The following is a 14,418-nucleotide window of genomic DNA, read 5'->3' as shown; positions in this document are numbered from 1 at the left end:
TAATTGAGGTTTATGAATATTTACGAAATCAAAGTAGTCAGCGACAAGGCCATGCAAGTGGGCGAATGCCCGCTATGGCATGGCAAGGAAGCGGCCCTGTACTGGGTCGACATCGATGGCCGCGCCGTGCACCGGCTGCACCCGGCCAGTGGCAAGCATGCGCAGTGGACCATGCCGACAGAACCGTCGGCGCTGGCCATCAACGCCGGCGGCGGCCTGATCGTCGCCCTGCGCAGCGGCTTTGCCCACCTCGACACGAAGACGGGCAGCCTGGCGCACATCGCGCCGGCGCCGTTCGACATGACCACCACGCGCTTCAACGACGGCAAGGTTGACCCGGCCGGCCGTTTCTGGGTCGGCACGATTTTCGAGCCGCGCAACACTGACGCAGCGGAAATGTTCGTGCTGGAAAAGGGACAAGTACGCAAGGTCTGGTCGGGCGGCATGACCGTGTCGAACGGCCTGGGCTTCAGTCCCGACGGGCGCACCATGTATCACTCGGATACCACCACGCACCGCATCGACCGTTTCGACTTCGATGCGGCCACGGGAGCCATTTCCGCGCCACAACCGTTCCAGCGCTTTTCCATGGACAAGAAGGCGTTTGATTACGGCGGGCGCCCCGATGGCGCGGCCGTCGACAGCGAAGGCAATTACTGGTCGGCCATGTTTGAAGGCGGCAAGATCTTGCGCTTCGCCCCCGATGGCCATTTGCTGGGCGAAATTACGGTGCCCGTGCGCTGCCCCACCATGGTGACGTTCGGCGGCCCCGACCTGCGCACCCTGTACATCACCAGCGCCAGCCACAACCGCTCGGCAGCAGAAATCGCCGACTATCCGTTGACGGGTCACGTGCTGTCCGTGCGCGTGGACGTGGCGGGCCAGCCGGAAACGCCTTACCAGGCGTAACACGGTCAGGTACGAAAAAAGCGCCGGCACCCGCGAGGGTCCGGCGCTTTTTTAACGCTCACGTAGGTCGGATTAGCGGGGCAAGGCCCCGCGTAATCCGACAACAGTGTTGGCCATGGTGCCGTCGGATTACCGCGACAGCACCTTGCGGATCGTCTCGGCCAATTCAGCCGCCACAAACTTGGCCACATATCCATCGGCGCCTACGCCCTTGACGTGGTCTTCGTTGGTCGAGCCCGTCAGCGACGAGTGGATCACCACGGGGATGTTGGAGAAGCGGCCATCGTTCTTGATGTTGCGCGTCAGGGTAAAACCGTCCATTTCCGGCATTTCCAGGTCGGTCAGCACCAGCGCGACCTTGTCTTTCGCCGTCTTGCCTTCCGTGGCCGCCTGGGCCGAGATCGCTTGCAGGCGCTCCCACGCTTCCTTGCCCGTCTTGGTCATGATGAAAGGCACGCCCATCGCTTCGAGGCCCTTTTCGATCAACGAGCGGGCCAGCGAGGAATCGTCGGCTGCGAGAATCACGGCGCCGGCCGGCAAGCGCACTTGCGGGCCGATGCTGTTTTCGTCCACGTCCGGGTCGCCCGACGGCAGCACGTTGCGCAGGATTTGCTCCACGTCCAGCACTTGCGCCAGGCGTGTCTTGTCCGTGTCGCCGTCGAGGCGGGCGATGCTGGTGACGAGGCCGCCGCCGACGCTCGATTCGGCCGACAAGACCTGATTCCATTCGAGGCGCACGATTTCATCGACCTCTTCCACGGCAAACGCCTGTGTCGAACGGGCAAATTCCGTCACCATCAGGATCTTCAAGCCGCTGCTCTTGCAACCGACCGCCATCGGCAAGTCGATCACGGGAACGATCTGACCACGGATATTGACCACGCCCAGCATGTGCGGGTGCGAACCAGCCACCGCCGTGATGGCCGGCATTTCCATGATTTCACGGACTTTGAACACATTGATGCCGAACAGTTCGCGGCTGGCCGAGTGATCACTGGTCCCCAGCTTGAACAGGAACAGTTCGAATTTGTTATTGCCTGTCAGGCTGGTGCGTTCATCGACATCTTGCTGCATTGAATTCATTGTGTCCCCTTGAGCCGTCTTGTAAAGTTAAGTCGCCCGCCCCTGATGCTGCGGACAGTGCGGACTGCACGTCGCATGGACGCCGGACGGCGGGTTTGGGGCATGGCCGGCGCTAACGGTGCAGTGTATATCGTACAACTTCATACAACCAATAGTTGCTATCGATTCGAGCTTGAATTATACGGTTTTTTACTTTCTTCAAAGCTACTTTACGCTGCCAACGGCGATCCTGACAGCATTTCTTGATTTCCTTGTTGCTACAGCGCAAATGATGACGGAGAGAATCGAAAATTTCCCTGGCAACCATGGTTGCTTTGCAAAGCCGATAACAAGCATGACGCTGCGCCGGCGCCGGCGAACGGCATATAATGGCCATGCCGGCATCGCAGGCAGGCATACCGGGAAAAATGGCGACGGCAGCGGATGGAATGTAGTAAAATTTCTTGCAATTGCCTGTTCTACGTAGTAAATTTACACCACCGATTATAGTAGCGACAGACTGGCACTTCCGGTCGGCTTTCTCCCCGCTCCGGCCCTTTTACTTTTGCGACGACACTCACTTATGGCACTTACCGATTTTGACCTGGTCCTGTTTGGCGGCAGCGGCGATTTAGCAATGCGCAAGTTGTTGCCTGCAATGTATGCGCGCGACGTCGCGAACGATTTGCCGCCGACGGCGCGCATCATCTGTGTGGGCCGCCAGGACAGCGGCCAGGATGCCTTCCTGAAAATGGTGGAGACCAATTCGCGTCCCCACATCAAGGCCAGCACCCTGAACGCCGCCACCTGGAGCAAGTTTTGCGCGCGCATCGTGTATGTGTCGCTCAACGCCAGCGATGCGGCCACGTACGCGCCGCTGGTCGAAGCGCTGCGCGGCGACGCCGACCTGACGCGCGTGTACTACCTGGCGACGCCGCCGCATCTGTTTGCCTTGATATGCGACAACCTGGAAGACAACGGTCTGGTCACGCCGAATTCGCGCGTGGTGCTGGAAAAGCCGCTGGGCCGCGACCTGGCCAGCGCCAAGCAGATCAATGCCGAAGTGGGCAAGGTCTTCCAGGAATCGCAGATCTACCGTATCGACCATTACCTGGGCAAGGAAACCGTGCAGAACTTGCTGGCCCTGCGCTTCGGCAACATCCTGTTCGAGCCGCTGTGGCGCCGCGAATGGATTTCCGACGTGCAGATCACCATCGCCGAAAAGCTGGGCGTGGGCAACCGCATGGGTTACTACGACACCTCGGGCGCGCTGCGCGACATGCTGCAAAACCACTTGCTGCAACTGCTGTGCATCGTCGCCATGGAACCGCCGACCTCGATCGCGCCGGACGCCGTGCGCGATGAAAAGCTGCAAGTGCTGCGCTCGCTGAAAAAATTCACACCGACCACCCTGGCGCAAAACATCGTGCGCGGCCAGTACCGCGCCGGCCACGTCGACGGCGCCACCGTGCCGAGCTACCGCGACGAGCCCGATGCGCCGGAACATTCGCGCACCGAAACTTTCGTCGCGCTGAAGGCGGAAATCGACACCTGGCGCTGGGCCGGCGTGCCGTTCTACCTGCGCACGGGCAAGCGCATGGCCGACAGCCTGGCCGAGATCGTCGTGCGCTTCAAGCAAATTCCGCATTCGATCTTCAACCAGCCGACGTCGAGCTTCCAGCCGAACTGCCTGGTGATCCGTTTGCAGCCGGACGAAGGCTTGCGCATGAACCTGATGGCGAAAACCCCGGGCGACGGCATGCGCTTGAAACCGGCGGAACTGGAACTCGATTTCCGCGAATCGTTCAAGACCCCGCGCATGGACGCCTACGAGCGTTTGCTGCTCGACGTCCTGCGCGGCCAGCTGACCTTGTTCATGCGCGGCGACGAGCTGGAAGCGGCCTGGGAATGGGTCGAGCCGATTCTCGACAACTGGGAACAGAACGACAGCGCGCCGATTCCGTACACGGCCGGCACCTGGGGCCCGGCGGCCGCCAGCGCCCTGATCGGCCGCGATGGCTTGCAGTGGCGTGAAGAGGCCTTGCCAGAGGACTGAAGCCGTTAAGATTTGGCTTAACCCTGAACGGCGAAATACTGGGGTCGGACCCTGAGGGTCCGCCCCCGGAACTTTGCTTTTGGGGTGAAAAGGACGCAAACTTACGGCATTACTGCCAGAAGATCAATCAATGCTACTCGATTCCATCCGCACCCAGCTCGATTCGCTCTCCAAGTCGGAGAAAAAGGTCGCGCTGGCCGTGCTTGACCAGCCCAACCAGACGGTCAGCCAGAACATCACGGCGCTGGCGAAAAGCGCGCAGGTGTCGGAACCGACCGTGGTGCGCTTTTGCCGCACGCTGGGTTACGACGGCTGGCATGAATTCAAGCTGAAACTGGCGCAGGGCCTGGCGCTGGCCATGCCGGGCGCGAACGAGCAGCCGGCGCAGGACGATCTGGCCGCCGACCTGGTGAATAAAATCTGCAGCCGCTCGATCAATACCCTGCTCGACCTGCGCAACAACCTGAATCCGGAAGCGATCCAGCGCGCGCTCGACATCCTGTCGCGCGCCAGCAAGATCGAATTCTATGGCCAGGGCACGTCGGGTATCGTGGCGGCCGACGCGCAGCACAAGTTCTTCCGCTCGGGCGTGCCGACGGTGGCCTACAGCGACCCGAACATCCACAGCATCGCGGCGGCCCTGCTGCGCGGCGGCGACTGCCTGGTGGCCATCTCGCAGCGCGGCAACAGCCCCGCCCTGGTGCGCTCCGTGAAACTGGCGCGCCGCGGCGGCGCCGACGTCGTCGTGCTGGCCCCATCGGGCACGCCGCTGGCCGACCTGGCCACCGTGCTGATCCCGATCGACCTGGTCTTCAACACCGACCCCTACACGCCCATTTCGGCGCGCCTGGCCTACCTGGTCGTGATCGACGTGCTGGCCGTGGGCCTGGCCCTGCAACGGGGACCGGAATTCCGCAAGAAGATGCAGAATGCGCAAAAGGCGCTGCAGGAATTCGACATGCAGTTTGATTCGTTTATCGGCTAAAAAGCGGCAATCCAGGGCCAGACCCGCCGGGTCCGACCCCGGCACTTTAGCCCTTGGGTTAAAAGCGCCGCCACCGTCCCGCATTCGGTACAATACCCTGGCAAGCCCATTCACTCTTTCCTGTGCAGCCATGAACCAACTCGAACAACTGAAGCAATTTACTACCGTGGTGGCCGACACCGGCGACTTCCAATCGATCCAGGCCTACACGCCGCGCGATGCGACGACGAATCCGTCGCTGATCCTGAAGGCCGTGCAGAAGGATGAATACAAGCCGCTGCTGGAAAAGGCCGTGCGCGACCATCCGAACGCCTCGACCGCCGAGATCATCGACCGCCTGCTGATCGCGTTTGGCGTGGAAATCCTGCAAACCATCCCCGGCCGCGTCTCCACCGAGGTCGATGCGCGCCTGTCGTTCGACACGCAGGGCACGGTGGCCAAGGGCCGCGACCTGATCGCCCTGTATTCGAACGCGGGCATTGCCCGCGAGCGCGTGCTGATCAAGATCGCCTCCACCTGGGAAGGCATCCGCGCCGCCGCCATCCTGGAAAAGGAAGGCATCCGCTGCAACATGACCCTGCTGTTCTCGCTGGCCCAGGCGATTGCCTGCGCCGAAGCGGGCGCCCAGCTCATTTCCCCGTTCGTCGGCCGCATCTACGACTGGTACAAGAAATCGACGGGCATCGACTACGTGGGCGCGGAAGACCCGGGCGTGCAATCGGTGCGCCGCATCTACAATTACTACCGCAAGTTTGGCTACAAGACCGAGGTGATGGGCGCGAGCTTCCGCAACACGTCGCAAATTCTCGAACTGGCCGGCTGCGACCTGCTCACCATCAGCCCCGACCTGCTGCAAAAGCTGGCCGACAGCGATGCGCCGGTGGAACGCAAGCTGAGCGCCGAAGCGGCGCCATCGACCAATATCGTGCAAATGTCGCTGAACGAAGAAGCCTTCCGCTTCATGATGAATGAAGACGCGATGGCGACGGAAAAACTGGCCGAAGGCATCCGCGCCTTCTGCGTCGATTCCGGCAAGCTGAAACAGATGATCGCGGCGCTGCGGTAATCGCATCATTCCGACCGGCGAAAAAAAGCGGCGCCGTGCATTGCACGGACGCCGCTTTTTTTATTCTAGTCGTCCTCGTTGGCCTCACGGCGACTAACGGCACCATTGCGAGCGGCCGCAAATCACGACGCGCAGCAGGTGCCGTCAGGCGTCATCAAGAGCAGCGGAAGGTGGCCACGCCCTGGTAGTTGGCGCCATTCGCCAGCTGCGCCTTGTAGGCGGCGATCAGCAGATAGCGGCCAGCGCCGCCGTCGCCCAGCATCAGCTGCGCGCCCGTGCCATTCGACAGGTAGCCGCCGGTGATGCTGCTCGACGCGGCCGACGCCATGGTCGTCGAAGCCGATACCTTGCCCGTGCTGCCGCCGGCGCTGGCGTCGATGACCAGCACGACCTTGGCGCCGGAGGCATCGAAGGACATGCTGGCAGTGCCGCTGGCCGTGCCGAAGTTGGCGGTCGACGAGACGCTGCTGCCGCCCGTATAGCTAGGCGCCGTGAACGTGCCCGCATCGCAGGTGAACGTGCCGGTCGCTGGCAGCGCGGCGAGCACGTTATAGGCGACGTAATGCCCACTGGCATTGTTGCCGCTCAACGTAGTGGCGCCCGTACTATTGCTGAACGCGCCCTTGAACCAGCGTCCCTGCGCAAAGGCCGCGTCGCCGCTGATTTCGCGCGTCACGGCCGGGTTGCCCGTGAAGACGATGCCGCTGATCGTGCTCAGGGCGCCGGAGGCATCCTGTACCAGCGGGCTGGCCTTGCCACTGCTCTGCAAGCCGATCGACGTAAAGATGTAGCGGCTGTTGTCGCCATTGGCGAAACGGGCGCTGACGGCCCCCGTGTTTTCGCCGGTGGCCGTTGGCACGACGGGAACGACGGGCGCCACCGGATCGGCAGGCTTGGCCGTATTCACGACAGCCGTCGTGTCGGATGGGGAAGACGAACCGCCGCCACCGCAAGCGGCGAGCGAAGCGGCGATCAGGGTCAGAACAAAAGCGTGATTCAGTTGCATACGATTCCAATAAAAAAAAGCAAGACATAAGGAATCCTTGGCACATGCCAAAAATTCAACGTCCAATATTATGCAACATTTCTCAATAGAATGGTTGCCTTAAAGAAATTTATTAATACTAACAATGTGACTATACCGAGCGCGTCTGTGCCGTGTCGCCGCGCTGGCGGTAAAATACCTGGCTACAGGCCGCCAGCGACTACTCATGCAATCACCGATCACCATCCGCCTGGGCCGCCGCGCCCGGGCGCGCATCGCCGAAAACGGGGTGCGCGCCAGCGACATCGCCATCGTTCCCGCCGCCGCGGGCGGGCCGAAAGGCTTGATCCTGCACCAGCTCGATTGCTGGCTGTTCGGCGACTTCCTGGCGCAGGCGCCGCGCCCGCGCCAGTTCGTCGGCGCCTCGATCGGCGCCTGGCGCATGGCCGCCGCCGTGTTCCCCGACCCGGTGGCCGCGCAGCGGCGCCTGGTGCGCGAATACGTGGGCCAGCGCTATCCCGACAAACCCGATGCGGCGCACGTGAGCCGCACGTGCCGCGCCCTGCTCGACGCCGTCCTCGATGGCCAGGATGCGCAACTGCTGCGGCACGAGCGCCATAGCCTGTCGGTGCTGGCCGTGCGCGGCATCGGCGCGCTGGCGCAACCTGGCAAATGGCGCGACCGGCGCGGCTTCCTGCTGGCGGCCGCCGGCAACGCCGTGGCGCGCGCGCGGCTGGCCGCCTCGCTGGAACGCACCGTGTTCCATGCCGGACCGGACGGCGCCAGCTGGCTGCGCTCGCGCTTCGACGCCTTTCATTCGCATTTCGTGCCGCTGGCGCAGGACAACCTGCGCGACGCGCTGCTCGCTTCCGGCTCCATCCCGCTGGTGCTCGACGCGGTCACGGACATCGCCGGCGCGCCGCCAGGGCGCTACTGGGACGGCGGCCTGGTCGACTATCATTTGCACCTGCCCTACCAGCGCGAACCGGACCTGGTGCTGTACCCGCATTTTGCCGACCATATCGTGCCGGGCTGGCTGGACAAGACCATGCCCTGGCGCCGCGCGCGCCGCGGCGATGGCGCACTCGACAACATGATCCTCGTCTCGCCCTCGCCCGCCTTCGTGGCCAGCCTGCCCAACGGCAAATTGCCGGACCGGCGCGACTTCCCCCATTACGGCCAGGACCACGCGGCGCGCATGCGCGACTGGCGCCGCGCCATCGCGGAAAGCGAGCGCATGGCGGCCGCCTTCGCCCGCTGGGCCGAGCAGCCGGACCTGCGCCAGGCGGGCGAGCTGTAGCACGGGCGTGGCTGCAACAGGCGCAAAGACAAGCGCGCTTTTCCCTCGCCTCTTGGTCACTTATCAGTGCATACTATGTCGCACAGGCAACCTTTAATCTCTCTGCGACAGGAGTTCCAACCATGCACGCCCTCTCCCACCTTCGTATCGGCACGCGCCTGGCTGCAGGCTTCGCGCTGGTGCTGCTGCTGTCCGTGATCTCCACCTCGTACGCGCTGTACAGCGCCAGCGTGAATGCCGAAGCGACGCGGCAAATGATGGAAAAGCCGCTGGCCAAGGAACGCCTCGTATCGGACTGGTACGTACTGATTTACTCGGCCATCGCGCGCACTTCGATGATCGCCAGGAGCACGGATGAAACCCTGTCGAACGTGTTTGCCGACACCATCGCCGACAGCACCAAGCAGGGCGGCGAGCTGCTGAAGCAAATCGAAACCCTGCTCGTCAGCGACGAGGAAAAGGCCATTTTCAAGGCGTCCATTGCCGAACGCGTCAAGTACCAGGATGCCAAGACCCTGGTGATGAATGCGCGCAAGGGCGGCAATGCGGCGCAGGCGGAAAGCGTCTACCGCGACAGCTTCGCGCCGGCCGCCGCCAAGTACCAGAACAACGTCAAGGCCCTGCTGTCGCAGCAGCGCCAGGCCATCGACGCCACGGCGCACGCGATCGAGGCGGCCAACGGGCGCAGCTTCACCCTGCTGCTGACCTTGTGCGCGCTGGTGGTGGCGCTGGGCAGCGTCTGCGCCTGGCTGATCACGCGCTCGATCACGCAGCCGTTGAAGGCCGCCGTGAAGGTGGCCGAAACGGTGGCCGACGGCGACTTGCGCACGCATTTCGGCACGCCTGCCAGCGATGAAATCGGCGACCTGATGCGCGCGCTGCACGGCATGAACGAGGCGCTGCGCAAGGTGGTGTCGGAAGTGCAGACGGGCACCAATGCGATCGCCACGGCGTCGGGCGAAATCGCCGCCGGCAACCAGGATCTGTCGGCGCGCACGGAACAGCAGGCCAGTTCGCTGGAAGAGACGGCGTCGTCGATGGAAGAATTGACCAGCACCGTCAAGCAGAATGCGGACAACGCGCGCCAGGCCAACCAGATGGCGGTGGCCGCCTCCAGCGTGGCCGAACGGGGCGGCGGCATCGTCAGCCAGGTGGTCGACACCATGGGCGCCATCGATACGGCCTCGACGAAAATCGTCGACATCATCGGCGTCATCGACGGCATCGCCTTCCAGACGAATATCCTGGCCCTGAACGCGGCCGTCGAAGCGGCACGCGCCGGCGAGCAGGGGCGCGGCTTTGCCGTCGTCGCCACGGAAGTGCGCAGCCTGGCGCAGCGCTCGGCCGCGGCGGCGCGCGAAATCAAGACCCTGATCGGTGACTCGGTGGAACAGGTCAACAACGGCACGCGGCTGGTGCAGCAGGCCGGCAGCACCATGGGCGAAGTGGTCGACAGCGTGCGCAGGGTCACCGACATCATGGCCGAGATCACTGCCGCCAGCGCCGAGCAAAGCATGGGCATCGACCAGGTCAACCAGGCCATCGCGCAGATGGACCAGGTGACGCAGCAAAATGCGGCGCTGGTGGAAGAAGCGGCGGCGGCAGCCGAAAGCATGCAGGACCAGGCGGCGCGCCTGGCGCAGGTGGCGGCCGGCTTCCAGCTCGAGCACGTGGCCACGGCGGCGCCGGTGCGCGCCGCGCGGCCGGCCAAGGCCGCCATTGCCACCACGCAAAAACTCGCGCCACGCCCGCCCCAGGCCAGGGCCGGCAAACCCGCAGCACCCAAGGCGGCCGGCGCCGCGGCGCGCAAAACGCCATCGCACATCGCCGGCGAGCAGGACTGGGAAGAGTTTTAAGCCCGCGGTTTTAAGTCCGGCGTTAAACCCGCTTTCAAGCACCGTGCAGGCGGCGGCAAGGCGCTTGAAACCATTTGACAGCGGCGCCAGGCGCGCCGATACTGGTTTCAGGTGGGACTGGCGCGCCACCGCGACATGAGACAGCCGGCGCCTCCAGGGAGAGACCATGCGCCCCTATCTTGTTTTCGCCGCTTGCTTCAAGCGCCTGGGCGCCGCCCTGCTCTGCGGCGCTTTGGCGGCCTGCAGCGTAGCACCGCCAGCCAGCCTGCCCCCCATCTTCAACGACGGCGATTTCGCGCCGGCCGCCGCCATCGACGCCAGCCAGGTCTTTGCCATCGACGAGACCATGCGCCAGTATGTGCGCACGCAAGTGCGGCGCGAAGCGCGCAACAAGAATGACCGCGCGGCCCTGTATGACGCCCTGTACGACAAGAGCAGGCTGAAACTCGAGTACGATGCGGCCATGACCCGCAATGCGCGCGAAACGTTCGCCGCGCGTCAGGGCAACTGCCTGTCGCTGGTGATCATGACGGCGGCGCTGGCACATGAAATGGGCTTGCAGGTGCGCTACCAGGAAGTGCTCGGCGAAGAAAGCTGGAGCCGCAGCGGCGACATGTATTTTGTCGCCGGCCACGTCAACCTGGTACTGGGCCAGCGGCTGGACGACAAATCCGGCAGGTACGATGCCAAGGGCATGATGGTGATCGATTTCCTGCCGTCCGCGGAGATAGGCGGCTACCGCACGCGAGAACTCGACGAAGCGACCGTGCTCGCCATGTACATGAACAACCGCGCCGCCGAAACCATGAGCGAGGGCCAGCTGAATCAGGCATACTGGTGGGCCCGGGCAGCGCTGCTGCAAGACCCCTCGTTCAGCGGCGCCTACAACACCCTGGGCGTGATCCAGTTCCGCCATGGCGACCTGGCGCAAGCGCGGCGCACTTTCGCCCATGCGCTGACGCGCACGCCGGACAACACGGTGCTGCTGTCGAACCTGGCGCAGGTGCTGGAAGCGTCCGGCCTGCCCGAAGAAGCGCTGCCGCTGCGCCGGCGCCTGCTGGCGCTGCAGCCGCAGCCGCCTTTCCACTACTTCAACCTGGGCAAGGCGGCCATGCAGCAAAACGATTACGTGCGGGCGATACAGCTGTTTTCACGTGAAATCGCGCGCGACCCGTACTACCACGAATTTCACTTCTGGCTGGCGCAAGCCTATGCGCGCCTGGGCCAGATGGAGCAGGCCGGCAAGCAGCTGGAACTGGCGATGAACAACAGCACCACGCGCAGCGACCATACTCTGTATGCGGCCAAGCTGCAGCGCCTGCGCGCCGTCACCACGCATTAATCCTCCAGGAACATCTGCTGCAGGTCATTCAGGAAGCACAATCCCCGTTCCGTCGGACGGATGACCTGGTGGTCGCGGTACAGCAAGCCTTTCGCTTCGGCCGCATTGAGCGGCTGCTCGATGGCGTTGAGGGCCAGGCCCGTACGCTCGGCGAACAGGTTCGGCGCAAAGCCCTGCGTCAGGCGCAGGGTATTCAACATGAATTCGAAGCCCATTTCCTCGCGCGCCAGTTCGCGCTCTTCCTGCACCGGATTACCGGCCAGTACCGCGTCCATGTAGGCGCGCGGCTGCTTGTAGCGGGCCTGGCGCAGCACGCGGTGCGGGAACGAAATCTTCGAGTGCGCGCCCGCGCCGATGCCGAGATAGTCGCCAAATTCCCAGTAATTGCGGTTGTGGCGTGCCTGGCGGCCCGGCTGCGCATAGGCCGACACTTCGTAGCGGCCATAGCCGGCCTGCGCGGCGCGCGCGGCCACCATGTCGGCGATATCGGCGCTCTCGTCGTCGTCCGGCAGCGCGGGCGGATACTTGGCGAACAGGGTGTTCGGTTCCAGGGTCAGGTGGTACAGCGACAGGTGCGGCGGCGCGAACGACAGCGCCGTCTCCAGGTCCTGCCGCGCTTCGTCCAGCGTCTGCGTGGGCAGCGCGTACATCAGATCGAGGTTGAAATTGTCGAAGTTGGCATGCGCGATCTCCACCGCGCGGCGCGCCTCGTTGTCGTCATGGATGCGCCCCAGCGCCTGCAGATGGCGGCCATTGAAGCTCTGGATGCCGACCGACAGCCGGTTGATGCCGCTGGCCCGGTAAGACTTGAATTTTTCCGCTTCAAAGGTGCCCGGATTGGCTTCCATGGTGATTTCGCAATCGGGCTCCAGGGGCAGCAGGGTGCGCACGTCCGACATCAGCCGGTCCAGGCCCGCCGCCGACATCAGGCTGGGCGTGCCGCCGCCGATGAAGATGGTGTGGATCTTGCGGCCCCAGATCAGCGGCAGCGCCATCTCCAGGTCCAGCCGCAGGGCCGCCAGGTATTCGGCTTCCGGCAGGTCGCCGCGCACCTCGTGCGAATTGAAGTCGCAATACGGGCATTTTTTCACGCACCACGGAAAGTGGATGTACAGCGACAGCGGCGGCAGGGCCGTCAGGTTCAGCGCGCCCGGCTGCAGGTACTTCAGGGCCGCCCCGGCCGCACCGGAAATGCCTTCCTGCGGCGCGGGCCTGGCTGCCGACCTGGCGGCCGATTGGGCAACGGCGCCCACCAGTTTGATCGGGATCATCGCAGCTTTTCCACCAGCGCGCGCAGGGCCTGGCCGCGGTGCGACAGCGCGTTCTTTGCATCGGACGTCAGTTCGGCCGCGCACTTGCCCAGCGCGGGAATGAAGAAATGCGGATCGTAGCCGAAGCCGCCGTTGCCGCGTGGCGTGGCGATCATCTCGCCGTTCCAGCGGCCGTCGGCGATCACCGGCTGCGGGTCGTCCGCATGGCGCACATACACCAGCACGCAGTAGTAATACGCGGACTTGTCGGCATGCGCCTCAAGGTCGGCGATCAGCCTGGCGCTGTTGGCCGCATCCGATTTCGGCTCGCCCGCATAGCGGGCCGAGTACACGCCGGGCGCGCCGCCGAGCGCATTGACGCACACGCCCGAATCGTCGGCCAGCGCCGGCAAGCCCGTCAGGCGAGATGCGTGGCGCGCCTTTTGCAGGGCGTTTTCAACGAAGGTGTGGAACGGTTCGTCGCTTTCCGGCACATCGTATTCGCCCTGGGCGTGGACGGAAAAACCGATGGTCGAGAGCAGCTCGTTGAATTCCTTGAGCTTGCCGGCGTTGTTGGAGGCGAGGATGAGGCGTTGGGTCATGTCAGTAGTCCGGTTGAAGTGCCGACATTGTAAACCTTTTGCGCTCCCCTCACCCTGGCCCGCCGCTGCCGAAAAAAAACGGCAGGTGCGGGCTTTTTGGCCGACGCAGCGGGCGAAGACATGTAAATTTATGTAAAGATTACATGCCGAGAGCTTGCTTTTGCAGGGCGATCAGGTCGGCGATGCCGCCCTGCGCCAGGTCCAGCAGGCGGTTCATGCCGGCGCGGTCGAAGGCGGCGCCTTCGGCCGTGCCCTGCACTTCGATGAAGTGGCCCGCTTCCGTCATCACCACATTCATGTCCGTGTCGCAGCCCGAGTCTTCCACGTAGTCGAGGTCCAGCACCGGCATGCCCTGGTAGACGCCCACCGAGATAGCGGCGACGAAGCTTTTCACGGGGATGGCGGCGATCGCGCCGCGCGCCTGCAGCTGGGAAAACGCGTCATACGCGGCCACCATGGCGCCCGTGATCGAGGCCGTGCGCGTGCCGCCGTCGGCCTGGATCACGTCGCAATCGAGGTGCAGGGTGCGTTCGCCGAACGCCTGCAAATCGAAGGCGGCGCGCAGCGAGCGGCCGATCAGGCGCTGGATTTCCTGCGTGCGGCCCGACTGCTTGCCGCGCGCCGCTTCGCGGTCCATGCGCGTGTGCGTCGAGCGCGGCAGCATGCCGTACTCGGCCGTCAACCAGCCCTGGCCCTTGCCCTTCAGGAAGCCCGGCACCTTGTCTTCGATGCTGGCGGTACAGATGACCTTGGTGTCGCCGCACTCGATCAGCACCGACCCTTCGGCATGTTTGGTGTACTGGCGGGTGATGCGGATGGCGCGCAGCGCATCGACGGCGCGGCCGCTCGGGCGGGATTCGAATGTCATGGGGATGTCCTGTGTGATTGGGGTTGCGGCAGCGATTCTACCACCGCGCGCGCGCCCATTTGCAGTCATGCAACAGCGCAGGGCGCAATGGCGGGCGGCGCACACATGATCCCTACAATCCTGCCCCGCCAAACACA

13 protein-coding genes are annotated in these 14,418 nt (G+C 64.0%); 8 read left to right on the top strand and 5 right to left on the bottom strand.

Translation table 11 applies throughout. The features are described from left to right. Nucleotides 1-12 precede the first annotated feature (12 nt). Nucleotides 13-909, top strand: coding sequence for an SMP-30/gluconolactonase/LRE family protein (locus tag JAB8_RS08225; protein WP_070289148.1), 897 nt, complete (start codon nucleotides 13-15; stop codon nucleotides 907-909). A gap of 129 nt (nucleotides 910-1,038) precedes the next feature. Here JAB8_RS08225 and JAB8_RS08220 read toward each other — a convergent pair whose 3' ends face one another. Then, nucleotides 1,039-1,992: a chemotaxis protein gene (locus JAB8_RS08220; RefSeq protein ID WP_070222400.1), complete on the bottom strand. Its 954-nt coding sequence runs from the start codon at nucleotides 1,990-1,992 to the stop codon at nucleotides 1,039-1,041. 172 nt (nucleotides 1,993-2,164) lie between these two features. Between JAB8_RS08220 and JAB8_RS28920 the strand changes: the two genes are divergently transcribed. The 4 genes from JAB8_RS28920 to tal all read left to right on the top strand — a co-directional run bounded on the left by JAB8_RS28920 (nucleotide 2,165) and on the right by tal (nucleotide 6,078). Continuing rightward, nucleotides 2,165-2,458, top strand: a complete 294-nt coding sequence (locus JAB8_RS28920; protein WP_139142971.1) for a hypothetical protein — start codon at nucleotides 2,165-2,167, stop codon at nucleotides 2,456-2,458. 96 nt (nucleotides 2,459-2,554) lie between these two features. Beyond that, a complete protein-coding gene (gene zwf / locus JAB8_RS08215) occupies nucleotides 2,555-4,027 on the top strand; it encodes a glucose-6-phosphate dehydrogenase (RefSeq protein ID WP_034750861.1) in 1,473 nt (490 codons plus the stop codon). 130 nt (nucleotides 4,028-4,157) lie between these two features. After that, nucleotides 4,158-5,012, top strand: coding sequence for an SIS domain-containing protein (locus JAB8_RS08210; protein WP_034750862.1), 855 nt, complete (start codon nucleotides 4,158-4,160; stop codon nucleotides 5,010-5,012). A gap of 130 nt (nucleotides 5,013-5,142) precedes the next feature. Beyond that, entirely contained in the window at nucleotides 5,143-6,078 is a 936-nt protein-coding gene (tal, locus tag JAB8_RS08205; protein WP_070289147.1) for a transaldolase, read from the top strand. A gap of 154 nt (nucleotides 6,079-6,232) precedes the next feature. Here tal and JAB8_RS08200 read toward each other — a convergent pair whose 3' ends face one another. After that, nucleotides 6,233-7,084, bottom strand: coding sequence for a hypothetical protein (locus tag JAB8_RS08200; RefSeq protein ID WP_070289146.1), 852 nt, complete (start codon nucleotides 7,082-7,084; stop codon nucleotides 6,233-6,235). Between the two features lie 205 nt (nucleotides 7,085-7,289). Here JAB8_RS08200 and JAB8_RS08195 point away from each other — a divergent pair, with 205 nt between their 5' ends. The 3 genes from JAB8_RS08195 to JAB8_RS08185 all read left to right on the top strand — a co-directional run bounded on the left by JAB8_RS08195 (nucleotide 7,290) and on the right by JAB8_RS08185 (nucleotide 11,561). Beyond that, nucleotides 7,290-8,363, top strand: coding sequence for a patatin-like phospholipase family protein (locus tag JAB8_RS08195; protein WP_070289145.1), 1,074 nt, complete (start codon nucleotides 7,290-7,292; stop codon nucleotides 8,361-8,363). 122 nt (nucleotides 8,364-8,485) lie between these two features. Next, a complete protein-coding gene (locus JAB8_RS08190) occupies nucleotides 8,486-10,219 on the top strand; it encodes a methyl-accepting chemotaxis protein (protein ID WP_070289144.1) in 1,734 nt (577 codons plus the stop codon). Between the two features lie 166 nt (nucleotides 10,220-10,385). Beyond that, nucleotides 10,386-11,561: a tetratricopeptide repeat protein gene (locus JAB8_RS08185; RefSeq protein WP_070222394.1), complete on the top strand. Its 1,176-nt coding sequence runs from the start codon at nucleotides 10,386-10,388 to the stop codon at nucleotides 11,559-11,561. Here the strand turns inward: JAB8_RS08185 and hemW are convergent. The 3 genes from hemW to rph form a co-directional block, all read right to left on the bottom strand. Next, nucleotides 11,558-12,832, bottom strand: a complete 1,275-nt coding sequence (gene hemW, locus JAB8_RS08180; protein ID WP_070222392.1) for a radical SAM family heme chaperone HemW — start codon at nucleotides 12,830-12,832, stop codon at nucleotides 11,558-11,560. The genes JAB8_RS08185 and hemW overlap by 4 nt on opposite strands. Then, complete coding sequence (gene rdgB, locus JAB8_RS08175; RefSeq protein WP_070289143.1) at nucleotides 12,829-13,413, bottom strand: RdgB/HAM1 family non-canonical purine NTP pyrophosphatase; 585 nt, start codon at nucleotides 13,411-13,413, stop codon at nucleotides 12,829-12,831. The genes hemW and rdgB overlap by 4 nt, the downstream gene beginning before the upstream one ends. A 139-nt stretch (nucleotides 13,414-13,552) precedes the next feature. Beyond that, nucleotides 13,553-14,281: a ribonuclease PH gene (gene rph, locus JAB8_RS08170; RefSeq protein WP_046685905.1), complete on the bottom strand. Its 729-nt coding sequence runs from the start codon at nucleotides 14,279-14,281 to the stop codon at nucleotides 13,553-13,555. Nucleotides 14,282-14,418 lie beyond the last annotated feature (137 nt).

Origin of the sequence: Janthinobacterium sp. HH106, assembly GCF_001758725.1 — a bacterium.
In the GTDB taxonomy this organism is placed as follows: domain Bacteria; phylum Pseudomonadota; class Gammaproteobacteria; order Burkholderiales; family Burkholderiaceae_D; genus Janthinobacterium.
Note: the sequence above shows the minus strand (reverse complement) of the source record. Positions and strands in the feature narration are given on the sequence as shown.